This is a genomic window from Pseudomonas wadenswilerensis (assembly GCF_024749185.1).
GTDB classification, from domain to species: domain Bacteria; phylum Pseudomonadota; class Gammaproteobacteria; order Pseudomonadales; family Pseudomonadaceae; genus Aquipseudomonas; species Aquipseudomonas wadenswilerensis.
Window position 1 is genome coordinate 179,801 of record NZ_CP087191.1, and the last position, 23,409, is coordinate 203,209.

The window sequence follows — 23,409 nt, forward strand, 5'->3', positions numbered from 1 at the left end:
GCGCCGTGCCTGCACGGTGCAGTTAAGGAAGCCCGACATGCAGCTTAAAGACGCCCAGTTGTTCCGCCAGCAAGCCTTCATCAATGGAGAGTGGCTGGACGCGGACAACGGCCAGACGATCAAGGTCAACAACCCGGCGACGGGCGAGATCATCGGCACTGTGCCGAAGATGGGCGCCGCTGAAACCCGCCGTGCCATCGAGGCCGCCGACAAGGCGCTGCCGGCCTGGCGCGCGCTGACCGCCAAAGAACGTGCTGGCAAGCTGCGTCGCTGGTTCGAGCTGATGATCGAGCACCAGGACGACCTGGCCCGCCTGATGACCACCGAGCAGGGCAAGCCACTGGCCGAAGCCAAGGGCGAGATCGTCTACGCCGCTTCCTTTATCGAGTGGTTCGCTGAAGAAGCCAAGCGCGTCTACGGCGACACCATCCCGGGTCACCAGCCAGACAAGCGCCTGATCGTGATCAAGCAGCCGATCGGCGTGACCGCGGCCATTACCCCGTGGAACTTCCCGGCGGCGATGATCACCCGTAAAGCCGGCCCGGCCCTGGCCGCTGGCTGCACCATGGTGCTCAAGCCTGCTTCGCAAACCCCGTACTCGGCCCTGGCCCTGGTTGAGCTGGCCACCCGTGCCGGTATCCCGGCTGGCGTGCTCAGCGTGGTGACCGGCAGCGCCGGCGACATCGGCAGCGAGCTGACCGGCAACCCGATCGTGCGCAAGCTGTCGTTCACCGGCTCCACCGAAATCGGTCGCCAGCTGATGGCCGAATGCGCCAAGGACATCAAGAAAGTTTCCCTGGAGCTGGGCGGCAACGCGCCGTTCATCGTGTTCGACGACGCAGACCTGGATAAGGCCGTCGAAGGCGCGATCATCTCCAAGTACCGCAACAACGGCCAGACCTGCGTTTGCGCCAACCGTATCTACGTTCAGGACGGCGTCTACGATGCCTTCGCCGAGAAGCTCAAGGCCGCTGTGGCCAAGCTGAAAATCGGCAATGGCCTGGAAGACGGCACCACCACTGGCCCGCTGATCGACAGCAAGGCCGTGGCCAAGGTCCAGGAACACATCGACGACGCCGTCGGCAAGGGCGCCAAAGTGCTCAGCGGCGGCAAGCTGATCGAAGGCAACTTCTTCGAGCCGACCATTCTGGTCGACGTGCCGAAGAACGCTGCCGTGGCCAAGGAAGAAACCTTCGGCCCGCTGGCGCCACTGTTCCGTTTCAAGGACGAGGCCGAAGTCATCGCCATGTCCAACGACACCGAGTTCGGCCTGGCCTCGTACTTCTATGCCCGTGACATGAGCCGTGTGTTCCGTGTCGCCGAAGCCCTGGAGTACGGCATGGTCGGTATCAACACCGGTCTGATCTCCAACGAAGTCTCGCCGTTCGGCGGTATCAAGGCCTCGGGCCTGGGCCGCGAAGGCTCCAAGTACGGCATCGAGGACTACCTGGAAATCAAATACCTGTGCATCAGCGTCTGATCGCAGCGTAAGGCTTTACCTCTGCCAGCGGGGCGCGAGAGCGACGTCTCGCTGGCCTTTTTACACCGTACACCCAGTGGCCTGGGCCCCTGCAGCAGTCGATCAACGCATGCTGCCTGCAGTTGAATACCGGCCACTCCGACTTGAATCGCGCCACCTTGTGTGTGGCGAATTGAGGACATTATGAGCAAGACCAACGAATCTTTGATGCAACGTCGTGTCGCCGCTGTTCCACGCGGTGTTGGCCAGATCCACCCGATCTTCGCCGAGTCGGCAAAAAACGCCACCGTCACTGACGTCGAAGGCCGCGAGTTCATCGACTTCGCCGGCGGTATCGCGGTACTGAACACCGGTCACGTGCACCCGAAGATCATCGCTGCCGTTGAAGCCCAGCTGCACAAACTGACCCACACCTGCTTCCAGGTGCTGGCTTACGAGCCTTACGTCGAGCTGTGCGAAAAGATCAACGCCAAGGTGCCAGGCGACTTCGCCAAGAAAACCCTGCTGGTCACCACCGGTTCCGAAGCCGTTGAAAACGCCATCAAGATCGCCCGTGCCGCCACCGGCCGTGCCGGCGTGATCGCTTTCACCGGCGCTTACCACGGCCGTACCATGATGACCCTGGGCCTGACCGGTAAAGTCGTGCCTTACTCGGCCGGCATGGGCCTGATGCCAGGCGGCATCTTCCGCGCCATCTACCCGAACGAGCTGCACGGTGTGAGCATCGACGACTCGATCGCTTCCATCGAACGCATCTTCAAGAACGACGCCGAAGCCCGTGACATCGCTGCCATCATCCTCGAGCCAGTTCAGGGTGAAGGTGGTTTCTACGTCGCGCCGAAAGAATTCATGAAGCGCCTGCGTGCCCTGTGCGACCAGCACGGCATTCTGCTGATCGCTGACGAAGTACAGACCGGCGCTGGCCGTACCGGTACCTTCTTTGCGATGGAGCAGATGGGCGTTGCTCCAGACCTGACCACCTTCGCCAAATCCATCGCTGGCGGCTTCCCACTGGCCGGTGTCTGCGGCAAGGCCGAGTACATGGACGCCATCGCGCCAGGCGGCCTGGGCGGCACCTACGCCGGTAGCCCGATCGCTTGCGCCGCGGCCCTGGCCGTGATGGAAGTGTTCGAAGAAGAAAAACTGCTGGACCGCAGCAAGGCCGTTGGCGAGCGTCTGGTCGCCGGCCTGCGCAAGATCCAGGACAAGCACCCGATCATCGGTGACGTGCGTGCCCTGGGTTCGATGATCGCTATCGAAGTGTTCGACAAAGCCGGTTCCCACACCCCGAACGCTGCCGCTGTAGCCTCGGTTGTGGCCAAGGCGCGTGACAAGGGCCTGATCCTGCTGTCGTGCGGCACTTACGGCAACGTCCTGCGTATCCTGGTTCCGCTGACCTCGCCTGATGAGCAACTGGACCAAGGTCTGGCAATCATCGAAGAGTGCTTCGCAGAACTCGCGTAAACTGTGACGCATTAGAAGAAAACCCGCTTCGGCGGGTTTTTTTTCGCCCAAAGGAAGGCCAGGGGGCTAAGGTTGCCTGTAAGTAGACACCCAGGAAGGTGCACTGGATTGCGTGTAGCGGAATATCGGGAGAGTTGTGTATGAGCGTTGTAGAGCCCGCCCAGGCACCGTGCGTGCTGATTGCCGAAGGCGACCCCTGGGTACGGGACATGCTGAGCCAGATGCTCCTCAGCGTGCGCTGCGATGCGCGTTTGCAGGTGTGTGCCGACGGCTCGCAAGCCCTGGCGGCGCTGGCCAGCAAGCCCGATCTGATCATCGCCGCGCGTGAGCTGCCCGGCGGCGATGGCCTCGACTTGCTGCGCAACGTGCGGGCCAAGGGCCGTCAGCCGGCGCTGCCGTTCATTCTCATGAGCAACCGCAGTGACGCCGCCAGTGTGCGCGAGGCGCTGCCGTTCGCGCCGACCGCCTACCTGAGCAAGCCGTTGAACATGGACTCCCTGCGTCAGCGCCTGGAAGACCTGTTGCTCAGCGCCGGGGAGGAGGTGGCTTGCCCGGTGCCGCCGTTGCAGCCGGGCTCAACCTTGCCGCGCTTCCTCGAGGGGCGCCGCGCCACCTCCGATGGCGGCCCGCTGTTTGCCGACGTGAAGCTGGCGATCAAGCGCAGCCTGCAACCCCAGGGGCTGGACCTCAAGGTGCTGGAAGCCGAGATCCGCAACGATCCACAGGTCACAGCCGTGCTCATCGCCGCTGCCAACAGCGCTGCACTGCATCGTGATGGCGCGGTGCAGAGTCTGATGCAGGCGCTGAACAAGCTGGGTACAACCCAGAGCATGAACCTGATCCTCGGGCTCGCGCTCAAGCGTAGCGCCAAGCTCAGCGATCCAATCCTGTCGCGCCATGCCGAGCATTTCTGGAACTTGTCGCTGCACACCGCCGAATACGCGCGCACCCTGGCGCGCATGCTCGAGCTCGATCAGGAACGCTGCTATTGCGCCGGCTTGCTGCACTGCCTGGGCGATCTGGCGCTGGTGCGTAGCTTGCAGGAATGGCAGCAGGCCGGGGGTGAGCTGGATGAGGATTCGGTGGAGCTGTCGCTCAACGAGTTTGCTGCGGCGTTTGGTTCAGCCTTGCGTACCCGCTGGCGTTTGCCGCTGGAGCTGCGTGAGCTGATTGCGGCGATCTACCAGTTGGGCGGTGGCGTGTATTCGCGCGATGCGCTGGTGATGAACCTGGCCGGGAAGCTGGCACGCTTGCCGGCAGATCAGGGGCTGGAAGGCTTGGCCGAGAGCAAGACCGCGCGGTTGCTCAAGGTGGGGCTGGCGGAGCTGGGCAGGTTGCGCAAGATTTGAGATTTTGGGGCCGCTGTGCGGCCCAATCGCTGGCAAGGCCAGCTCCCACAGGGTTTGCATGCCCTGGCCCTTGTGGGAGCTGGCTTGCCAGCGATGCTTTTCAGCCTCTTACAATCTGATTCTTGCCCTGGCGCTTGGCCTGGTACATCGCCGCATCCGCCCGGGCAAACAGGCTGTCCAGCGATTCATCGTCCTCGGTGATCCCGGTCAGCCCCTGACTCACCGTCACCCCGAAGACCTTGTCTTCATGGCTGAAGCTCAAGCGCTGAATCTCGCGCTGCAGGCGTTCGGCAATCTGCTGGGCAATCTCCGGCGTGCAACCCGGGAACACTGCCGCAAACTCTTCACCACCAATACGCCCGAACTGATCACCGCGGCGCAAAACCGCCTTGCCGGTATCAGCAATGCGCTGCAGCACATAGTCACCTTCCTGATGCCCGTAGGTGTCGTTGATCTGCTTGAAGTCATCGATGTCGAGCAGCAGGAACGCTAATGGCGTCTGCTGCAGCCGCGCGGTTTCGAAGGCGTGCTGGGCACACTCGAAAAAGTGCCGACGGTTGCTGCTCTGGGTCAGCACGTCGGTGGTGGCCAAGCGCTGCAGTTCGCCTTCGAGCTGCTTCTTTTCGGTGATGTCCTCGGCCATGCCGACAATGATTACCCGCTGGTCCGGATCGGACTGCTGGTTGATGAAGCACTTGTCGCTGATCCAGCGCACCTGGCCGTCGGCGGCGATGATGCGGTACTCGCGGTCTTCCACCGCGCCTTTGACCAGCACTTCAGCCAGGCTGCGTTCGGCGTAGTCGAGGTCGTCGGGGTAAATGCTGTCGCGCCACTCATTGAAGTCGGCCAATAGCAGCCCGGCGGGGCGGCCAAAAATGCGTTCGTAGGCGGGGCTGACGTAGAGCACCTGGCGGCTTTCCCAGTCGAATGCCCAAAGCACCGCGTTGACGCTGTCGAGCAATGAACTGAACAACTGCTCGCGCTCGCTCAGGCGTGCGACTTCGCCTTGGGCATGCATCAGCGCCAGAAGGGTTTGGGCGGCTTCAGGTGGCGGGTTGCAGGCCAGGGTAGTTGGTTTGTTCTTGACCATTTGCGCGGAAATTCTCACGACTGGGGCGTGCGGCCACGACCCGGCCCGCCACGCGGGCGATATGCCTGTCAGAGTGAGATTAGGCGGGTAAGTTCCGGTCGGCGCGCCGCTAAGCGGGCGCGCCGATCAACGGCATCAGGCCAGGGCAGGGCGCAGCGAGTAGGTCTTGAGCTGAGCGGCAAAGTCGCGCAGTGACTGGATGCCGCTGGCCTCGGCTTCGTGGACCCAGTCCTTCATGGCGGCGAGCATGTCGTGGCCGTTGGCGCTGGTGCGTGCCCAGATCTGTTGCAGGGCCAGGCGTTTCTCGTAGATGGTCTTGAGTGCCTGGCTGTGCTCGAGCATGGTCTGGATGCGCAGGTGGTGACGGTCTTCCAGCAGGCTGGTTTCCCGCGACAGCAAGCGCTTGGCACGGCGGAACTGGTGGCGCACCGAATCGTCGACCCGCGCCAGTTCCTGCTTGACCAGCGGCGCGATCACCAGCTTGCGGTACTGGGCCATGATCTGGAAGCGGTTGTTGAGGATCGCCATGGCGGTGTCCATGTCCAGCTGGCCCTTGCCTTCGACCCGGTGGGCGATAGGCGCGACGCGCTGCACCTTGGCCAGGCGCAGCCAGCAGAACAGCTTGATCCAGGCCCAGCCCATGTCGAACTCCCAGCGCTTGACCGAGAGCTTGGCCGAATTGGGGTAGGTGTGGTGGTTGTTGTGCAGCTCTTCACCGCCAATGATGATGCCCCAGGGCACCAGATTGGTGGCGGCGTCGCGGCATTCGAAGTTGCGATAGCCGACTGCGTGGCCCAGGCCATTGACCACGCCGGCAGCCCAGAATGGAATCCACATCATCTGCACCGCCCAGATGGTGATGCCCGCGGTGCCGAACAGCAGCAGGTCGATCACCGCCATCAGGGCGATGCCGCCGAGCTTGTAGCGGCTGTAGAGGTTGCGCTCGATCCAGTCTTCCGGGCAATTCTTGCCGTAGATACGCAGGGTTTCCGGGTTCTGTGCCTCTTCGCGGTACAGCTCGGCGCCCTTGCGCAGTACCGTGGACAGGCCCTTGATCACCGGGCTGTGCGGGTCGTCGACGGTTTCGCATTTGGCGTGGTGCTTGCGGTGGATAGCGGTCCACTCGCGGGTGTTCTGCGCCGTGGTCAGCCACAGCCAGAAACGGAAAAAGTGCTTGAGCCCGGCGTTGAGTTCCAGCGAGCGGTGGGCGGAATAACGGTGCAGGTAAACGGTGACACTGACGATGGTCACATGCGTCATTACCAGGGTAACTGCCAGCAATTGCCACACTGACAAGTTGAGCAAACCTTCGTACCACATAGGCGAAATGGCCCTCAAAAACATAGGGAACAGCGGGAAACATTATCCCTGCGCCAGCAAATAAAACCAGTCGGCCTTTTAGATAGGAGGTCACCGGATGTTTCTACCCTATAATCCCCACAAATATTTGTGGGTTTGCCCGGGACCTTATGTCTGCTTCCATTCGAGACGCCATGCGCATGGCGGCGCTCTACCTCGTGCTATCGGTACTGTGGCTGGCGCTGTCTGATCAGTTATTGAACAGTCTTTTCGATGCGCCGGAGCATATCGCCCGCTGGCAGCTGATCAGCGCGCATTTCTGGGTGTTGTGTAGCGCCTTGCTGATTTTTGTCTCGCGCGCCCGCCTGCTCAATTTCATCGGCGTCGGTGTGCGCTTGCGCCGCGAGGACCGCGAGCGCCTGCGCATGGCTGCCGCGGTGTTCGACAGCACCCTGGAAGGGGTATTGGTGACCGACCGCGATGGCCTGATCGTGCACGTGAACCGGGCGTTCATGCAGATCACCGGCTACGACAAGGACGAAGTGCTCGGCCAGCGCCCGAGCAAGTTCAAATCCGGCCGTCACGGTGCGCCGTTCTACCAGCAGATTTACGCCACCCTGGCGGAGAAGGGCGAGTGGAGCGGCGAGATCTGGAACCGGCGCAAAAGCGGCGAGGTGTATCCGCAGTGGCAGACGATTTGCGCCATCCGCGATGACAGCGGCGAGTTGAGTCATTACGTCGCGGTGTTCAGCGACATCAGCGCGATCAAGCATTCCGAGCGTGAGCTGGCGTATCTCGCTCATCACGACCCGCTCACCGACCTGCCCAACCGCCTGCTGTTCAACGACCGCACCGAGCAGGCACTGGCGGCGGCCCAGGCCAACAAGCGCGGCTGCGCCTTGCTGTTGCTCGACCTGGACCACTTCCAGAGCATTAACGACAGCCTCGGCCACAACATCGGCGACCAGTTGCTCAAGGTGGTCGGTGAGCGCTTGAAGGCGCTGCTGGGCAACGGCGTGACCCTGGCCCGCCTGGGTGGTGACGAATTTGCCGTACTGGCCGAGAACTGCCCGCAGGTGGGCCAGGCCGCCGCTTTGGCGCAGAGCATCATCGACGGCATGAAAGCGCCGTTCGAGGTCGACGGCCAGCGCCTGTTCATCAGCGTCAGCATCGGCATCAGCCTGTTCCCCAGCGACGCCCTGAGCGCCGAGCAATTGTTGCGCAATGCCGATTCTGCGCTGTTCAAGGCCAAGAGCAACGGCCGCGCGGGCTATGCGCTGTACACCGAAGAGCTGACCGCCCATGCCCAGCAGCGGGTCGAGACCGCCGGCGAGCTGCGTCGGGCATTGGAGCAGGAAGAACTCAGGGTGTATTACCAGCCCGTGCATGACCTGTTCAGCGGCAAGATGATCGGCGTCGAGGCGCTGGTGCGCTGGCAGCATCCGCAGCGCGGGCTGGTGCCGCCCGGGGAGTTCATCCCGATTGCCGAGCGCACCGGGCTGATCGCCGATATCGACACCTGGGTGCTGCGTCAGGCCTGCCTGCAGATGGTGCAATGGCAGGCCGAGGGGCGGGCGCTGGAGTTTGTTGCGGTGAACATTTCCAGCCGGCTGTTTGGCCATCGTGACCTTTACCAGCAGGTCGCCCAGGTGCTCCACGACACGGCGCTGGACCCGGCCGTGCTGGAGCTGGAAGTTACCGAAAGCGCGGTGATGGAAGACCCTGAGGTGGCCCTTGAGCAACTGCATCGCCTGCGTGAGCTGGGCTTGCGCCTGGCCATCGATGACTTTGGCACCGGCTACTCGTCGTTGCTGCGGCTCAAGCGCCTGCCGGTGCAAAAGCTCAAGATCGACCAGGGTTTTGTCGCCGGCTTGCCCTGTGATGAAGACGATGTGGCGATCGTGCGGGTGATCATCGCCCTGGCCCGAAGCATGGGCATGCTGGTGCATGCCGAGGGCATCGAGCAAGCCGAGCAGGCGCGCTTTCTGCTGGAGCAACAGTGTCAGCTGGGCCAGGGCTACTGGTTCGGGCGGCCGGTGCCGGCGCAGCAATTGCGCTGGGCCTGAGGGCCCTATCGCGGGGCGGCGATCCGACTTGCCCCGCGAAACTCTATTTCAGTTATATAAAAATTCTTAAATAGTATTTTTAAGAATATTCGCGCCCCCCTAAGATTGCCCTCAAGCCAGGCGCAGTCGCTCCCCTTCACGCACTGCACGGCACCCATATCACAGGAGCACGAGCATGAGCGCATCTCTGCGTAGCGTTGACGGTCAGGACGAAGCCACCATTCTGCGCGAAATCCAGAGCGCCCTGCGCGACCTGCGGTTTGGCGCGGTGGAAATCACCGTGCACAACGCCCAGGTCGTGCAGATCGAACGCAAGGAAAAGTTCCGCCTGCAGAACCCCGGCAACAAGCCCAGCTGATTATCGCGCCACCTAATTAGAAAAATACGCCAATCGGGAGCTTCACCATGTCCATCCGCCGTTATGCCCTGGCCGCCCTCGCCAGCGCCGTTTTTGCCGGTTCCGCAATCGCCAAGGACTACGAACTGCTGAACGTGTCCTATGATCCGACCCGCGAGTTGTATCAGCAGTACAACGCCGAGTTCGTCAAGCACTGGCAGCAGGCTCACCCGGACGACAAGGTGAAGATCCAGCAGTCCCACGGTGGTTCGGGCAAGCAGGCCCGCGCGGTGATCGACGGCCTGCGCGCCGACGTGGTGACCCTGGCCCTGGCGGGCGACATCGACGAAGTGGCCAAGCTCGGCAAGACCCTGCCGGACAACTGGCAGACCCGCCTGCCGGACGCCAGCACCCCCTACACCTCGACCATCGTGTTCCTGGTGCGCAAGGGCAACCCGAAAGGCATCAAGGACTGGGGCGACCTGATCAAGAAAGACGTCTCGGTCATCACCCCGAACCCGAAAACCTCCGGCGGCGCCCGCTGGAACTTCCTCGCCGCCTGGGCCTACGGCCTGAAAGCCGGCGGCAGCGAGGCCAAGGCCCAGGAATACGTCAAGGAGCTGTTCAAGCACGTACCGGTACTGGACACCGGCGCCCGTGGCTCGACCATCACCTTCGTCAACAACGGTCAGGGTGACGTGTTGCTGGCCTGGGAAAACGAAGCCTTCCTGGCCCTCAAGGAAGACGGTGGCGCCGACAAGTTCGACATCGTCGTGCCGTCGCTGTCGATCCTCGCCGAGCCGCCCGTGGCGGTGGTCGACAAGAATGCGCAGAAGAAGGGCAACGAGCAGATCGCCGAGGAATACCTCAAGCACCTGTACAGCCCGGCCGGGCAGAAAATTGCCGCCGAGAACTTCTACCGCCCGCGTGATCCGAAAGTCGCTGCCGAATACGCCAAGCAGTTCCCGAAACTGGACCTGGTGACTATCGACAAAGACTTCGGTGGCTGGAAGACTGCCCAACCCAAGTTCTTCAACGATGGTGGCGTGTTCGACCAGATCTACACGGCGCAGTGATGCAATGCCCGTCAGGATAATCGCCGTTCAGTAGCCAGCATGGGCCCGGGATTCGTCCCGGGCTTCGTGCGTTCAACCAGGGACCTTTATGTCACGTCGTATTTCCCCCGTCATACCCGGCTTCGGGCTGACGCTGGGCTACACCTTGGTGTACCTCAGCCTGATTGTGCTGATACCGCTGGCCGCCATGTTCATACATGCCGCCCAGCTCACCTGGGAGCAGTTCTGGGCCATCGTCAGTGCACCGCGGGTGCTCGCGGCGCTCAAGCTGAGCTTCGGCACTGCCCTCTACGCGGCCATCATCAACGGCATCATCGGCACCCTGCTGGCCTGGGTGCTGGTGCGCTATACCTTCCCCGGACGCAAGATCATCGATGCGATGATCGACCTGCCGTTCGCCCTGCCCACGGCCGTTGCCGGTATCGCCCTGACCGCGCTGTACGCACCGGCCGGCCTGGTCGGCCAGTTCGCCACCGACCTGGGCTTCAAGATCGCCTACACCCCGCTGGGCATCACCCTGGCGCTGACCTTCGTGACCTTGCCGTTCGTGGTGCGTACGGTGCAGCCGGTGCTGGCCGACATTCCCCGTGAAGTCGAAGAAGCTGCCGCCTGCCTGGGGGCCAAGCCGCTGCAGGTGTTTCGCTACGTACTGGCGCCAGCGCTGTTGCCGGCCTGGCTGACGGGTTTTGCCCTGGCCTTTGCCCGTGGCGTTGGCGAGTACGGCTCGGTGATCTTCATCGCTGGCAACATGCCGATGAAGACCGAGATCCTGCCGCTGCTGATCATGGTCAAGCTCGACCAGTACGACTACACCGGCGCCACCGCTATCGGCGTATTGATGCTGGTGGTTTCCTTCATCCTGTTGCTGCTGATCAACTTGCTGCAGCGGCGCATCGAAACCCCTTGAAGGAGGCCACGTCCATGTCTGCGAACTCTATTGGCGCGGCCGCTTCGGCCAATGCCGCCCGCCGTGGCAGCGCCACGTCACGGCGTATCCTGATCAGCCTTGGCTGGTTGATCTTCGCCCTGTTCCTGCTGCTGCCGCTGGTGATCGTGGTGTCCCAGGGCCTGAAAATGGGCCTGGGCACGTTCTTCGAGGCGATCTTCGAGCCCGACGCCTTGTCGGCGCTGAAGCTGACCCTGATCGCCGTGGCCATCTCGGTGCCGCTGAACCTGGTGTTCGGCGTCAGCGCCGCCTGGTGCGTCAGCAAGTACAACTTCCGTGGCAAGAGCATCCTGGTCACGCTCATCGACCTGCCGTTCTCGGTGTCGCCGGTGATCGCAGGTCTGGTCTACGTGCTGATGTTCGGCGCCCAGGGCCTGTTCGGGCCGTGGCTGCAGGATCACGACATCCAGATTGTCTTCGCCTTGCCGGGCATCGTCCTGGCGACCATCTTCGTCACCGTGCCGTTCGTGGCCCGTGAACTGATCCCGCTGATGCAGGAGCAGGGCACCCAGGAAGAGGAGGCTGCGCGCCTGCTCGGTGCCAACGGCTGGCAGATGTTCTGGCACGTGACCCTGCCCAACATCAAATGGGGCCTGATCTACGGCGTGGTGCTGTGTACCGCGCGGGCGATGGGTGAGTTCGGTGCGGTGTCGGTGGTGTCCGGGCATATTCGCGGGGTGACCAACACCTTGCCGCTGCACGTCGAGATCCTCTACAACGAATACAACCACGTTGCGGCCTTCAGCGTCGCCAGCCTGTTGCTGATCCTGGCGCTCTTCATCCTGCTGCTCAAGCAGTGGAGCGAGTCCCGTATTAACCGTCTGCGCCATAACGCGGCGGAGGAATAATTCATGTCGATCGAAGTTCGTAACGTCAGCAAGCGCTTCAACGCTTTCCAGGCTCTGGACAGCATCAACCTGGATATCCACAGCGGTGAGCTGGTGGCCCTGCTCGGCCCGTCCGGCTGCGGCAAGACCACCCTGCTGCGGATCATCGCGGGGCTGGAAACCCCTGACCAGGGCAGCATCGTCTTTCACGGCGAAGACGTCTCCGGCCACGACGTGCGTGATCGCAACGTCGGTTTCGTGTTCCAGCACTATGCGCTGTTCCGCCACATGAGCGTGTTCGACAACGTCGCCTTCGGCTTGCGCATGAAGCCCAAGGGCGAGCGCCCGAGCGAGAGCAAGATTGCCGAAAAGGTCCACGAGCTGCTGAATATGGTCCAGCTCGACTGGCTCAGCGACCGTTACCCGGAACAGTTGTCGGGCGGCCAGCGCCAGCGTATTGCCCTGGCCCGCGCCCTGGCGGTGGAGCCCAAGGTGCTGCTGCTCGACGAGCCGTTCGGGGCGCTGGACGCCAAGGTGCGCAAAGAGCTGCGCCGCTGGCTGGCACGCCTGCACGAGGACATCAACCTGACCTCGGTGTTCGTCACCCATGACCAGGAAGAAGCCATGGAAGTCGCCGACCGTATCGTGGTGATGAACAAGGGCGTGATCGAGCAGATCGGCTCGCCGGGCGAGGTCTATGAGAACCCGGCCAGTGATTTTGTTTATCACTTCCTCGGCGACTCCAACCGCCTGCACCTGAGTGAAGGCCACCATGTGCTGTTCCGCCCTCATGAAGTGTCGCTGTCGCGTCACGAGATCGAGGGCCACCACCCGGCCGAAGTGCGCGATATCCGCCCGCTGGGGGCAACTACCCGGGTGACCTTGAAGGTCGAAGGGCAGAGCGAGCTGATCGAGGCCGAGGTGGTCAAGGACCATGACAGCCTGAGCGGGCTGGCACGGGGCGAGACCTTGTTCTTCAAGCCCAAGGTCTGGCAGAAAGTGGCCAATATCTGATCATGAGCCGGGGCTGCTTTGCAGCCCATCGCCGGCAAGGCCAGCTCCCACACAAGTCAGCATCACACCGACCACCGTGGGAGCCGGCCTTGCCGGCGATGGGGCGCGTAGCGGCCCCTGAACCTCACCACACCCCAATCTTCACCACGCTATCCTCCCGCAGCTCGCCATAACGAAACCACTGCCCACGCCGCTCGATTTCGGCATGGCTGATGGTGGTCCGCCGCTTCAAGCCCCTCAGCCATTCGAACAAGTAGCCCTGGTGCGTCTCGCGCACATCCGCATAGGCCGGATCCGCGCCCAGGTCGTGCAACTCCTGCGGGTCATTGAGCAGGTCGAACAGCTGCGCGCGAAAGCCGTCATAGGCCAGGTACTTCCAGCGCTCGCTGCGCACCATGGTCATCCGGCAACGGTCGATTGGCTGGCCCAGGCGCTCACGGGCCGGGGCCTGGAAGGCATAGTCGTACTCGGCGATGGCGTAGTGACGCCAGTCGCTGGCCGTGCCATGCAACAAAGGGATCAACGAGCGCCCCTCCAGCCGATGCTCGGCACTCGGCAGCCCCAGCGCGTCGAGAAAGGTCGGCAGCGCATCGATGGTTTCCACCAAGCGCTCATCCACCGTGCCCCGGCTGACATCGGCCGCCGCGCGCGGATCACGCACGATCAGTGGCACACCCACCGCCGGCTCGAGGAGAAACTCCTTTTCGCCCAGGCCGTGGTCGCCGAGGAAATCGCCGTGATCGCTGGTGAACACGATCAGCGTGTCATCCCAGCGCCCATTGCTTTGCAACACATCGAGCAGGCGCCCGAGCTGGTCGTCGATCTGTTTGATCAGGCCCATGTAGGTGGGGATCACTTTCCGGCGTACTTCTTCGCGAGAGAAGTTGAGGCTTTCCTGGTGCTGGCGGAACGCGGCATACACCGGGTGATTGTTGTCTTGCCGAACGGGTATGGCTGCCTGCACCTGGCTGGCGCGGTACAACGCGTGGTACGGCGCGGGGGCGATGTAGGGCCAGTGCGGCTTGATGTACGACAGGTGCAGGCACCAGGGCTGCTCGCCCTGGGCCTGGATGAAGTCGATGGCGCGGTCGGTGGTGTAGACCGTCTCCGAATGCTGCTCGGGCAGGCGCGTGGGCAGGTCGGCGTTGCGCATGTGCCAGCCGCTGAGGACTTCACCGTCGTCGCCTTCGGCGGCATTGGCCCAGCTGTGCCAGGGGTTGTCGCCGGCAAAGCCGTGGTCGCGCAGGTAGCGGGTGTAGGGCGCGCTTTCGCGTTTGTCGGCGAACAGCGGATCGTCGGGGAAGATCCCGTCGTGACGGGCAACGGGCTCGAAACCCACCTCGTTGAGTTGTTCGGCCATGCTCCCGAGCGGGTCGATGGCCAGTTGTTGCAAGGCTTCCTGGTTCGGCGTGGCGTGGGTCTTGCCCACCAGCGCGGTGCGAACTCCGGCGGGCCGCAGGTAGTCACCGAGGGTCAGTTCATCCAGCGGCAGCGGCACGCCGTTCCAGGCCACCTGATGGCTGCTGACGTAACGTCCGGTGTAGGCCGACATCCTCGACGGGCCGCAGATGGTGCCTTGGGTATAGGCGCGGCTGAAGCGCACCCCGGCGGCGGCCAGGCGGTCGATGTTCGGCGTGTGCAGGTGGCGGTGGCCGTAGCACGAGAGGTAATCGCGACGCAGTTGGTCGCACATGATGTACAGCACGTTGCGCACGGCAGTGGGGTGGGGCATGGCAGTCACCTGAGCGAATTTCAGGTGACTGTTTTCGCCGCCCGGGGCGCGCATCACAAGCGCATTTGGCGAATGCTGGCGATGCATGCCGCGCAATGGCTCAGATCGCCAGCTGCTCCAGGTTGCAGGCATCCAGGGCACGGTCGGCCTGGTCGGTGAGGATGATCTGCTCGATCATCGCCTCGGCCAGCGGCGACAGGCGCAGGCGCGCCTGGCTGACGATGCCATAGCGGGTGTAGAGCTCTTCGCAGTCGTCAGCCAGCCCGTCGATGCTCAGCCGCAGCAGCTTGCCGGCGGCATTGTGCAGGGCATCGCTGTACGAGCCGCAGATGCCGATGGCATCGGAGTTGAGCACTACACCGAGCAGGCTGTAGCTGTTTTCGCATTCGACATTGGCGACGAAATCCGGGCGGCCGCTCAGGTCGGCGATCACCTTGCGCAGGTTTGGCGGGCGCAAGGTGACGGCCAAGGGGTACTGCAACAACTGCTCGGCGCTGACGCTGGGCAGGGTCGCCAGCGGATGCCCGGCACGGCAGCAGAAGTGCCAGCGCCGTGGGCGCAGGCGCAGGGTCTGGTACTGCGGATCGGCTTCAAAGTTACGGGTGTCGGCGACGAAGAACTCGAACTCCTCGGCCAGCAGGCGCTTGTTCAGGCTTTGCCAGTCATCGACCTGAAACTGCACTCGTGCCTTGGGGTAGCGGCCGATGAACCCGCCAATCGCCCGTGGTACCAAGCCCGCTGCGGGCGCGGGACCGCAGCCGAAACGCAGCTCGCCTGCCTCCAGGCCATTGAACTGGCTGATCTCGTTGCTCAGCTGGCGCGCGCCGCTGATCAGCCGCCGCGCGTGTTCGAGCACCACCAGGCCTTGCTTGGTCGGCGGCAATTCCTTGTGCGAGCGGTCCACCAACTGGCAGCCGGCACTGTGCTCCAGGGCCTGGATGCTACGGCTGAAGGCCGATTGCGAGAGGTTCACCGCGGTCGCCGCGGCGACGAAGCTGCGGTGCTCGGCGAGGGCGATCAGGTGGCGGAGTTGGCGCAGGTCTATATGCATTTTTCACATAAAAAGTATCGGGCAAATGCATTTGCTCTGCCTCTGGTGCACTCCTTATAAAGGCAATCTCTTATGCAGTAAATGTATGTCGAATCATAAATAAATAACTGAAAGGAATATAAATTCCTTTGCCAGGAGCCGCCCATGAGCCCGACCCTTCGCGCTGCACCCTTGTCTTCACGGCGGCTCCAGCGCCTGCCCCTGGCCTTGCTGCTGGCTGGTAGCGCCCACTGGTTGCCGGCCCAGGCCGCAGAATCGGTAAAGCCTGAGGTCAAGGCCAGCGACAGTCAGCTCAAGACCGTCACCGTCACCGCCCGGCGCCGCGAAGAGAGCGCGCAGAGCGTGCCGACGCCGATCAGCGTGCTCGACGGCCAGGCCCTGGAAAGCCAGCGGGTCTATCGCATCCAGGACCTGCAGCAACTGGTGCCCAGCGTCAACGTCGCTTACATGCATGCGCGCCAGTCCAGCGTGTCGATTCGCGGTCTTGGCAACAACCCAGCCAGTGATGGCCTGGAAGGCAGCGTTGGCCTGTACCTGGACAACGTCTACCTCGGCCGCCCGGGCATGGCGGTGTTCGACCTCATGGACATCGAGCAACTGGAAGTGCTGCGCGGCCCGCAAGGCACGCTGTTCGGCAAGAACACCACCGCCGGGGTGATCAACATCAGCACCCGCGCGCCAAGCTTCACCCCCGAGCGCAGCATCGAAACCTCGGTGGGCGAGGATGGCTACTTCCAGACCAAGGGCACCCTGTCCGGGCCCTTGAGCGAGACCCTGGCCGGACGCATTTCGGCCTACCGCACGCGCAACGACGGCGACATCAAGAACGAGTTCGACGGCCACACCCTCAACGGCGGTTCGCGCCAGGGCTTTCGCGGCCAACTTTTGTACAAGCCCAACGAGCAGTTCAACCTGCGCTGGATCGGCGACTACAACGAAGAGGATTCCAGCGCCGGCACCCGCCTGCTGTACAGCACCGGGCCGACCATCAATGGCGTCAACCGCTATGAAGCGCGGGCCCAGGCGGCCGGGGCGACGCTGGTCGATGGCAGCAAGCGCAAGGTCAATCTCGATGACGATCAGCAGGTCACGGTGTTCCAGGGCGGTACTTCGCTGGAAGCCAACTGGACCCTGGCCAACGACTTCACCCTGACCTCGGTAAGCTCCTACCGCTGGTGGGACTTCACCCCACGCAACGACGATGGCCTTAACGTACCGGCGGCCTACAACGCCGGGGTCTCGGTGCGCGATAAGCAGTACTCGCAGGAATTTCGCCTGGCCTCGCCCACTGGCGGCTTCTTTGACTATGTAATCGGTGCCTACTACTTCGGCTCGGATCTGGATAACAAATCCTTCGTTCATTACGGACCGCAGGCCGATATCTGGAACGGCACGCCGGCCGGCGCATTGGCCAACGTCAGCAGTGTCGGCAAGGGGCATATCGAGACCGACAGCTTCGCCCTGTTCGCCCAGGGCACCTGGCACCTCACCGAGCGTCTGGACTTCACCGCCGGGGTGCGCGGCACCTATGAAGAGAAAAGCGCCTGGGTCGATCGCGCCGCGCCGGTGGGTGGTGCAGCGGTTGCAGGCGCTGCGGCAACCGCGCGCCAGGGCCGGGTTGGCGCCTATGATTCCGGCGACCTCAACCAGTACAGCACCAGCCCTTCGGGCTTGCTCAACCTGAGTTATCGCTTCACCGATGACCTGCTCGGCTATGCCACTTTGTCCCACGGCGAGAAGTCCGGTGGCGTCAACCTGGCGGTGGGCACGGCGCCGGTGGCGGGTGCCGACTCGCTGCTGATCGGCACCGAGCGCGCCAATAACGCCGAGCTGGGCTTGAAGAGCACCCTTTGGGACCGCCGTCTGCAGCTCAACGCCAACCTGTTCTGGACTGAGGTGCACGGCTACCAGACCAACGCCTACGACGACGCCAACCGCGTGCAATACCTGACCAACGCCGGCTCCGTGCGCTCACGCGGGGTGGAGCTGGAAAGCACCCTGATCCCGGTGCGCGGTCTGACCCTGAACCTCAATGGCTCCTACAACGACGTTCGGTACCTGTCCTACAAAGACGCCCCGTGCGCGCCGGAAGTCGCCTTGCAACCGGGTGCACCCGCGGCCTGCGACTTGAGCGGCCATCAAGTGGTCGGCGCGTCGAAATGGATCGCCAACGCCAATGGCCAATACCAGTGGGACCTGGACAACGGCCTGCAGCCTTACGTCACCGCCAGCTACGCGTTCCGTTCCAAGGCGGTGGGTACGGTCGAGGATTCGGACTTCGCGCAGATCCCCAGCTATGCCGTGGTCAACCTGTCCACCGGCCTGCGTGGCGACCTAGGCCAGGGCCAGTGGGACGTCTCGCTGTGGCTGAAGAACGCCTTCGACAAGACTTACTACACCACCCTCTGGAGCGCGGCCAACGGCGGCTATGAAGGCCTGCTGGGCACCCCGCGAACCTTGGGTGTAACTGGCCGCTACGACTTCTGAAACGGCGTTTTGCTATGCCTTTGCCGAATATTTTTCATGCCGTAGAGGCATGGCGTTTCAGGTGCTTAGCGCCAGCCCTTGAATGGCGCGGCTTAGAGCGGTTCGGTGAATTTGTATATGTGTTTTTGTTCTATTCATAACTTTAAAAATTACTTTAAGACATAAGTAACAGAAGTTGATGATCCACCCCAGCGAAGGCAACTGACCTGCCTTCGACGAAACGCACTCACGTCCCAGGAGTTGATCAATGGGTAATGTCCAGACCGCCGCCAGTGCTCACGATGTGCTTTGGCGCCAGACGCCGAGCGGCGAGCTGGTCGACCTCGGTCGCCCGCTGCGGTTGCCGCTGGCGCAGTTGCGCCTGCAAAGCACTCCGAAAAGCGCGCTGAGCCGTCGGGAGAAAATTCTGCTCGGGGTGTTTGCCCTGGCCTTGCACGGAGCGGTGGCGTACTGGGTCAGCCAGGCGCCGACCCCGGTGTTGCCGGTGGTACCGCCGGAAATTCCGCCGATGACCATCGAGTTTTCGCAACCGGCGCCCCCGGTTGTCGAGCCGCCACCGCCGCCACCGCCGGCAGTGGTCGAGCCGCCGCCACCGGTCGTCGATGAACTGGCCGCCAAGCCTGCACCGAAACCGGTACCCAAGCCCAAGCCTAAACCTGTGCCCAAACCGGTACCCAAACCTGCGCCCAAGGCTGTCGAGCAACCGCCTGCACCGCCACAACCGGCAGCACCGCCAGCGCCTCCCGCACCCGCGGCGCCAGCCCCGGTGACGCCGGCTTCGGCCAACGCCGGGTACCTGAAGAACCCGGCGCCGGAGTACCCGTCGCTGGCCCAGCGTCGCGGTTGGGAAGGCACGGTGTTGTTGCGGGTACAGGTGCTGGCCAGCGGCAAGCCGGGAGATATCCAGATTCAGAAAAGCAGTGGCCGCCAGCAACTCGACGACGCCGCCCTGGCGGCGGTCAAGCGCTGGAGCTTCGTCCCGGCCAAGCAGGGCGACGTAGCCCAGGACGGCTGGGTCAGCGTACCCATCGACTTCAAGATCCGCTAATTCGCGCTAACAGAAGAGAGTATTGATCATGACTGTATTGGCATCCCCCCTCGAATCCATCGAAAGCGCGGTGATCTGGCTGCTGGTGGGCTTCTCTGTCGTCACCTGGGGCCTGGCCCTGGTCAAGGGCGTGCAGTTCGTGCGCCTGAAGAACCAGGACAAACGCTTCCACAAACAGTTCTGGGCGGCTTCAAGCCTGGATTCAGCTGCCGAACTCAGCCATGCACAACCCGGTGCCGCAGCCCGTGTCGCCCAGGCCGGTTATGCCGCCATTGCTGTCGGTGAACCCGGCCAGCAGGCCAGTGACCTGAGCCAGGCGATCAACCATCAGGACCGCCTCGAACGCGCCCTGCGCCAGCAGATCGTCCGTGAGCGCCGTTCGCTGGAAACCGGTCTGGCGGTAGTCGCCAGTATCGGCAGCACCTCGCCCTTCATCGGCCTGTTCGGCACTGTGTGGGGGATCATGGAAGCACTCAAGGGCATCAGCGCCGCAGGCTCGGCGAGCCTGGAAACCGTGGCCGGGCCGATCGGTGCGGCGCTGGTCGCCACCGGTGTGGGTATCGCCGTCGCGGTGCCGGCGGTACTGGTCTACAACTACTTCCTGCGCCGCCTGAAGCTGACCGCCGCCGACCTTGATGACTTTGCCCACGACTTCTACAGCCTGGCGCAGAAGAGCGCGTTCCGGGTGCTGGTGCACCCTGCTGCCTACAAGGCCGTAGCCGGCCAGAACACCCAGAAAGTGAAGGAGGCATCCTGATATGGCCTTCTCGACCCAGGACAGTGACGAAGTACTCAGCGAGATCAACGTAACGCCGCTGGTGGACGTGATGCTGGTGCTGCTGGTGGTGTTCATCGTCACCGCGCCACTGCTGACCAACGCCATTCCGATCAACCTGCCCAAGACCGAGGCCGTGGCCCCGGTGGAGCAGAAGGACCCGCTGGTGGTCAGTATCGACGGTGGCGGCAAGCTGTTCATCAACAAGGACGAGATCCAGCCCGATCTGCTGGAAACCAACCTGCAGGCGGCCAAGGCCAAGGACCCGGAGCTGCGCGTGCAGCTGCAGGCCGACGATGGCGTGAATTATGGGGAAGTGGCACGGGCCATGGCCTCGATCGAACGTGCGGGTATCACCAAGCTGTCGGTGATCACCGCCCGCTGAGCAACATCTCTCAGGCAATGCTTCAGGGACCGGTCCTTCGGCAGGGGGTGGTCCCTTTTTTTATGGACCCTGTAGGAGCGGGCTTGCCCCGCGATTAGCCCAGTCCTTTTTGTAGTTTGGTTATTAATAAATAGCTTCTTATTCCTTTACGAATATAACCACCCCCCTATACTTGGCCTCATGCACGCAAACGCAGCAGGAGGCGTCCCCATGCGCAACGAGTCGATCCGTTACCTGATTGTGCCGGGCTGGCAAGGTTCGCCAGACGATCATTGGCAAACTCACTGGCAGCAGGTGCTGCCCAACAGCGCCCGGGTCGAACAAGCCGACTGGTTGACCCCGCAACGCCAGGACTGGGTGGCCGTACTCGAGCAAGCCGTGGCTGCCGAGGAATCGCCGGTGATCCTTATCGCTCACAGCCTGGGTTGCATCACCGTTGCCCATTGGGCGGCACAAGCCAGCGCGACCCTGTTGCGCCGCGTACGGGGTGCCTTGCTGGTGGCCCCGGCGGACGTCGAACGCCCGACCTGCGCACCGGCGCTGCGTAACTTCGCACCAATTCCCCAACTGCTGCTGCCGTTCCCCAGCCAGGTGGTCAGCTCTGACAACGATCCGGCCGTGAGCGCCCCGCGGGCCATGCAGCTGGCCCGTGCCTGGGGCGCCGAGACGGGCTTTCTCGCCGGTGCCGGGCATATCAACGTCAAGTCCGGGCACCGCCGCTGGGAGCAGGGTTTCGCCTACCTGTACCGCCTGCAGAACCGTCTGGAACAGCACGCCCTACGCCGCGCCTGACCTTCAGGCGCTGACCATTTGCCTTGATTCGAACGCCCGGCCGGATAGCGCCAAGGGCGGGAGTTTGCCATGAGTAATCACGACACCTTCGGCCAGCCTTTGCTGACGTTTCCTGAACTGGACAAGAGCCCGTTGAGCATCCGCGCCAAAGCGCTGGTGTTCGTCGACCCGCGTTCGCGGCAACTGCGCGAGGAGCTCGAGCTGCTCGCGCCCCTGGCCCTGCCGGTGCTGATCCGCGGCGAGACCGGGACCGGCAAGGAGCTGCTGGCCAGGCAGATTCACCGCGCCAGCGATCGCGGCGGGCTATTTGTTTCGGTCAATTGCGCAGCGATCAGCCCGACCTATGCCGACGCCGAACTGTTCGGTTACAGCGCCGGTGCCCACAGCGGCGCGGCCAGCAGCCGGGCAGGCTGGTTTGGCTCGGCCAATGGCGGCACCCTGTACCTGGACGAAATCGCCGACTTGCCGCTGCCGATCCAGATCAAGCTGCTGTCGGCACTGGAGAACCGCGAAGTCACCCGCGTCGGTGCCCAGCAACCGAACCCGGTGGATGTGCGCCTGGTCGCCGCGTCGAGCATTGACTTGGCTGAGGCGGTGCGCGCTGGCAAGTTCCACGACCGCCTTTACCACTACCTGCGCGAAGGCCGGTTGGAGCTGCCGGCCTTGCGCGAGCGGGTCGGCGATATCCTGCCGCTGGCCGAGTATTTTGTCGGTATCTACAGCCCGCGGCTGAACCTGGCGGTGCCCTTGATCAGCGAAGCGGCGCAGCGGTTGTTGGAACTGCACAGCTGGCCGGGCAATACCCGGGAGCTTGAGAACGTCATTCACTTCGCGCTGCTGGTCAGCAGCGGTGAAGAAATCCTCCCGCAGCATCTGAACCTGCCGACACCGTTGAGCGCTCTGACCAGCCAGTTGGAGCAGTTGCTCAGCCTTGGCGAGCCGGGTGAGCGCAGTGCGCTGCAACAACTGCTGGAGAAGACGCTGTTGCGCCTGGCGCAACCAGTCGCCTGACCCCATGCATGGGGTGCATGGAAGCGTCCGTTAAAAATGGAATAAGTAGCTAAATAAAAGATATTGTTCCGGCATAAAAAATCTCGGTATTGTCCGCTTCAAGCCAGCTAGCAAAGTGCTGGCAACCCTCACCTTCGCCGTCGCCCGATGGCCGTGTATTCGAATAAGGACTGCGCATGAAAAAGGCTCTGTTGTTGACTGCTCTGGCGGCCGCTCTGTCGGTTGCAGGTTTTGCCCAGGCGGGTGAGAAGCTGGTAGTTGCCGCTACCCCGGTTCCGCACGCGGAAATCCTCGAGCTGATCAAGCCAACCCTGGCCAAGGAAGGTGTGGACCTGGAGATCAAGGTATTCACCGACTACGTGCAGCCTAACGTGCAGGTCGACCAGAAGCGCCTGGACGCCAACTACTTCCAGACCCTGCCGTACCTGAAGAACTTCAACGAAGGCAAAGGCACCCACCTGGAAACCGTGATTGGCGTACACGTCGAACCGTTCGGCGGCTACTCGAAGAAGGTCACCAAGCTGAGCGAACTGAAGGACGGCGCTACCGTTGCCATCCCTAACGAAGGCAGCAACAGCGGTCGTGCCCTGCTGCTGTTGCAGAAGGCTGGCCTGATCACCCTGAAGGATCCGAAGAACGCCCTGGCGACGCCGAAAGACATCGCCGAGAACCCGAAGAAGCTGAAGTTCCGCGAGCTTGAATCGGCCATGCTGCCGCGTGTGCTGGATCAGGTCGACCTGGACATGATCAACACCAACTACGCCCTGGAAGCCGGCCTGAACCCGGCCAAGGATGCCCTGGTGATCGAAGGCGCTGATTCGCCGTACGTGAACTTCCTGGTGGCCCGTCCGGACAACAAGGACAGCGACGCCATCCAGAAGCTGGCCAAGGCACTGACCAGCCCAGAAGTGAAAACCTTCATCGAGAAGAAGTACAGCGGCGCGGTACTGCCGGCGTTCTAAGAGGCTACACATACATCCTGTGGGAGCGGGCTTGCCCCGCGATGCGATCTACCAGTCAAATCGCATCGCGGGTCAACCTTGCTCCCACAGTGCATTCAATTCCCCGCATTGACCGCCCGGCGCAATGCCGTCAGCCACTTGATCAGTTCTTTTGCATCGAGAGTGGGGGCGCTATTCATCCTTTGTCTTCCTTGTTGGTGTGATGGGTCGACAGCGCT

20 protein-coding genes are annotated in these 23,409 nt (G+C 62.9%); 16 read left to right on the forward strand and 4 right to left on the reverse strand.

From position 1 onward, the window contains the following. The first annotated feature begins 37 nt into the window (after positions 1-37). The 3 genes from gabD to LOY45_RS00805 all read left to right on the forward strand — a co-directional run bounded on the left by gabD (position 38) and on the right by LOY45_RS00805 (position 4,293). Positions 38-1,480 (forward strand): NADP-dependent succinate-semialdehyde dehydrogenase, encoded by a 1,443-nt coding sequence (gene gabD, locus LOY45_RS00795; protein WP_115089476.1) that lies wholly within the window; start codon positions 38-40, stop codon positions 1,478-1,480. Positions 1,481-1,663: 183 nt separating this feature from the next. Continuing rightward, complete coding sequence (gene gabT, locus LOY45_RS00800) at positions 1,664-2,944, forward strand: 4-aminobutyrate--2-oxoglutarate transaminase (protein WP_038997739.1); 1,281 nt, start codon at positions 1,664-1,666, stop codon at positions 2,942-2,944. Between the two features lie 140 nt (positions 2,945-3,084). Further along, on the forward strand, positions 3,085-4,293 hold the full coding sequence (locus LOY45_RS00805; RefSeq protein WP_258578628.1) for a response regulator: 1,209 nt from the start codon (positions 3,085-3,087) through the stop codon (positions 4,291-4,293). Between the two features lie 100 nt (positions 4,294-4,393). Here LOY45_RS00805 and LOY45_RS00810 read toward each other — a convergent pair whose 3' ends face one another. Further along, the gene (locus LOY45_RS00810) at positions 4,394-5,383 is read right to left on the reverse strand and encodes a GGDEF domain-containing protein (RefSeq protein WP_115089474.1); all 990 of its coding nucleotides are present in this window, start codon (positions 5,381-5,383) and stop codon (positions 4,394-4,396) included. A gap of 135 nt (positions 5,384-5,518) precedes the next feature. Then, positions 5,519-6,703 (reverse strand): delta-9 fatty acid desaturase DesA, encoded by a 1,185-nt coding sequence (gene desA, locus LOY45_RS00815; protein ID WP_115089473.1) that lies wholly within the window; start codon positions 6,701-6,703, stop codon positions 5,519-5,521. 149 nt (positions 6,704-6,852) lie between these two features. Here desA and dibA point away from each other — a divergent pair, with 149 nt between their 5' ends. The 6 genes from dibA (at position 6,853) to LOY45_RS00845 (ending at position 12,948) form a co-directional block, all read left to right on the forward strand. Continuing rightward, on the forward strand, positions 6,853-8,748 hold the full coding sequence (gene dibA / locus LOY45_RS00820) for a phosphodiesterase DibA (protein WP_115089472.1): 1,896 nt from the start codon (positions 6,853-6,855) through the stop codon (positions 8,746-8,748). 175 nt (positions 8,749-8,923) lie between these two features. Continuing rightward, positions 8,924-9,106, forward strand: coding sequence for a sulfur starvation response protein OscA (oscA, locus tag LOY45_RS00825; protein WP_007941032.1), 183 nt, complete (start codon positions 8,924-8,926; stop codon positions 9,104-9,106). 47 nt (positions 9,107-9,153) lie between these two features. Further along, positions 9,154-10,161: a sulfate ABC transporter substrate-binding protein gene (locus tag LOY45_RS00830; protein WP_115089471.1), complete on the forward strand. Its 1,008-nt coding sequence runs from the start codon at positions 9,154-9,156 to the stop codon at positions 10,159-10,161. A gap of 88 nt (positions 10,162-10,249) precedes the next feature. Then, positions 10,250-11,068 (forward strand): sulfate ABC transporter permease subunit CysT, encoded by an 819-nt coding sequence (gene cysT, locus LOY45_RS00835; protein ID WP_010222098.1) that lies wholly within the window; start codon positions 10,250-10,252, stop codon positions 11,066-11,068. 14 nt (positions 11,069-11,082) lie between these two features. Beyond that, positions 11,083-11,955 carry a sulfate ABC transporter permease subunit CysW gene (cysW, locus tag LOY45_RS00840; protein ID WP_038997732.1) on the forward strand — a complete coding sequence of 291 codons (873 nt, stop codon included), beginning with the start codon at positions 11,083-11,085 and terminating at the stop codon, positions 11,953-11,955. Positions 11,956-11,958: 3 nt separating this feature from the next. Then, on the forward strand, positions 11,959-12,948 hold the full coding sequence (locus tag LOY45_RS00845) for a sulfate/molybdate ABC transporter ATP-binding protein (RefSeq protein WP_010222100.1): 990 nt from the start codon (positions 11,959-11,961) through the stop codon (positions 12,946-12,948). Positions 12,949-13,072: 124 nt separating this feature from the next. Here LOY45_RS00845 and LOY45_RS00850 read toward each other — a convergent pair whose 3' ends face one another. Continuing rightward, a complete protein-coding gene (locus LOY45_RS00850; protein WP_258578629.1) occupies positions 13,073-14,680 on the reverse strand; it encodes an alkaline phosphatase family protein in 1,608 nt (535 codons plus the stop codon). Between the two features lie 100 nt (positions 14,681-14,780). Then, positions 14,781-15,731 carry a LysR family transcriptional regulator gene (locus LOY45_RS00855; RefSeq protein WP_258578630.1) on the reverse strand — a complete coding sequence of 317 codons (951 nt, stop codon included), beginning with the start codon at positions 15,729-15,731 and terminating at the stop codon, positions 14,781-14,783. Between the two features lie 144 nt (positions 15,732-15,875). On the opposite strand from LOY45_RS00855, the gene LOY45_RS00860 reads away from it, so the two are divergent. The 7 genes from LOY45_RS00860 (at position 15,876) to LOY45_RS00890 (ending at position 23,191) form a co-directional block, all read left to right on the forward strand. Continuing rightward, positions 15,876-18,218: a TonB-dependent receptor gene (locus tag LOY45_RS00860; RefSeq protein WP_115089469.1), complete on the forward strand. Its 2,343-nt coding sequence runs from the start codon at positions 15,876-15,878 to the stop codon at positions 18,216-18,218. 247 nt (positions 18,219-18,465) lie between these two features. Next, positions 18,466-19,266: an energy transducer TonB gene (locus LOY45_RS00865; protein WP_258578631.1), complete on the forward strand. Its 801-nt coding sequence runs from the start codon at positions 18,466-18,468 to the stop codon at positions 19,264-19,266. Positions 19,267-19,294: 28 nt separating this feature from the next. After that, positions 19,295-20,023 (forward strand): MotA/TolQ/ExbB proton channel family protein, encoded by a 729-nt coding sequence (locus LOY45_RS00870; protein ID WP_115089467.1) that lies wholly within the window; start codon positions 19,295-19,297, stop codon positions 20,021-20,023. A 1-nt stretch (position 20,024) separates the two neighbouring features. After that, positions 20,025-20,426: an ExbD/TolR family protein gene (locus LOY45_RS00875; RefSeq protein WP_045201768.1), complete on the forward strand. Its 402-nt coding sequence runs from the start codon at positions 20,025-20,027 to the stop codon at positions 20,424-20,426. A gap of 210 nt (positions 20,427-20,636) precedes the next feature. Next, positions 20,637-21,218, forward strand: coding sequence for an alpha/beta hydrolase (locus tag LOY45_RS00880; RefSeq protein WP_115089466.1), 582 nt, complete (start codon positions 20,637-20,639; stop codon positions 21,216-21,218). A 69-nt stretch (positions 21,219-21,287) separates the two neighbouring features. Further along, positions 21,288-22,229: a sigma 54-interacting transcriptional regulator gene (locus LOY45_RS00885; RefSeq protein WP_134061176.1), complete on the forward strand. Its 942-nt coding sequence runs from the start codon at positions 21,288-21,290 to the stop codon at positions 22,227-22,229. A 176-nt stretch (positions 22,230-22,405) separates the two neighbouring features. After that, positions 22,406-23,191, forward strand: a complete 786-nt coding sequence (locus tag LOY45_RS00890; RefSeq protein ID WP_115089464.1) for a MetQ/NlpA family ABC transporter substrate-binding protein — start codon at positions 22,406-22,408, stop codon at positions 23,189-23,191. Positions 23,192-23,409 lie beyond the last annotated feature (218 nt).

What these genes read in the sequence shown, in the direction of transcription:
- LOY45_RS00830 (WP_115089471.1), top strand. Translation starts at nt 9,154, where the DNA reads ATGTCCATCCGCCGTTATGCCCTGGCCGCCCTCGCCAGCGCCGTTTTT.
- LOY45_RS00845 (WP_010222100.1), top strand. Translation starts at nt 11,959, where the DNA reads ATGTCGATCGAAGTTCGTAACGTCAGCAAGCGCTTCAACGCTTTCCAG.
- cysT (WP_010222098.1), top strand. Translation starts at nt 10,250, where the DNA reads ATGTCACGTCGTATTTCCCCCGTCATACCCGGCTTCGGGCTGACGCTG.
- LOY45_RS00860 (WP_115089469.1), top strand. Translation starts at nt 15,876, where the DNA reads ATGAGCCCGACCCTTCGCGCTGCACCCTTGTCTTCACGGCGGCTCCAG.
- desA (WP_115089473.1), bottom strand. Translation starts at nt 6,703, where the DNA reads ATGTGGTACGAAGGTTTGCTCAACTTGTCAGTGTGGCAATTGCTGGCA.
- LOY45_RS00875 (WP_045201768.1), top strand. Translation starts at nt 20,025, where the DNA reads ATGGCCTTCTCGACCCAGGACAGTGACGAAGTACTCAGCGAGATCAAC.
- LOY45_RS00865 (WP_258578631.1), top strand. Translation starts at nt 18,466, where the DNA reads ATGGGTAATGTCCAGACCGCCGCCAGTGCTCACGATGTGCTTTGGCGC.
- LOY45_RS00885 (WP_134061176.1), top strand. Translation starts at nt 21,288, where the DNA reads ATGAGTAATCACGACACCTTCGGCCAGCCTTTGCTGACGTTTCCTGAA.
- LOY45_RS00855 (WP_258578630.1), bottom strand. Translation starts at nt 15,731, where the DNA reads ATGCATATAGACCTGCGCCAACTCCGCCACCTGATCGCCCTCGCCGAG.
- LOY45_RS00850 (WP_258578629.1), bottom strand. Translation starts at nt 14,680, where the DNA reads ATGCCCCACCCCACTGCCGTGCGCAACGTGCTGTACATCATGTGCGAC.
- gabT (WP_038997739.1), top strand. Translation starts at nt 1,664, where the DNA reads ATGAGCAAGACCAACGAATCTTTGATGCAACGTCGTGTCGCCGCTGTT.
- dibA (WP_115089472.1), top strand. Translation starts at nt 6,853, where the DNA reads ATGTCTGCTTCCATTCGAGACGCCATGCGCATGGCGGCGCTCTACCTC.
- gabD (WP_115089476.1), top strand. Translation starts at nt 38, where the DNA reads ATGCAGCTTAAAGACGCCCAGTTGTTCCGCCAGCAAGCCTTCATCAAT.
- LOY45_RS00805 (WP_258578628.1), top strand. Translation starts at nt 3,085, where the DNA reads ATGAGCGTTGTAGAGCCCGCCCAGGCACCGTGCGTGCTGATTGCCGAA.
- cysW (WP_038997732.1), top strand. Translation starts at nt 11,083, where the DNA reads ATGTCTGCGAACTCTATTGGCGCGGCCGCTTCGGCCAATGCCGCCCGC.
- oscA (WP_007941032.1), top strand. Translation starts at nt 8,924, where the DNA reads ATGAGCGCATCTCTGCGTAGCGTTGACGGTCAGGACGAAGCCACCATT.
- LOY45_RS00880 (WP_115089466.1), top strand. Translation starts at nt 20,637, where the DNA reads ATGCGCAACGAGTCGATCCGTTACCTGATTGTGCCGGGCTGGCAAGGT.
- LOY45_RS00810 (WP_115089474.1), bottom strand. Translation starts at nt 5,383, where the DNA reads ATGGTCAAGAACAAACCAACTACCCTGGCCTGCAACCCGCCACCTGAA.
- LOY45_RS00870 (WP_115089467.1), top strand. Translation starts at nt 19,295, where the DNA reads ATGACTGTATTGGCATCCCCCCTCGAATCCATCGAAAGCGCGGTGATC.
- LOY45_RS00890 (WP_115089464.1), top strand. Translation starts at nt 22,406, where the DNA reads ATGAAAAAGGCTCTGTTGTTGACTGCTCTGGCGGCCGCTCTGTCGGTT.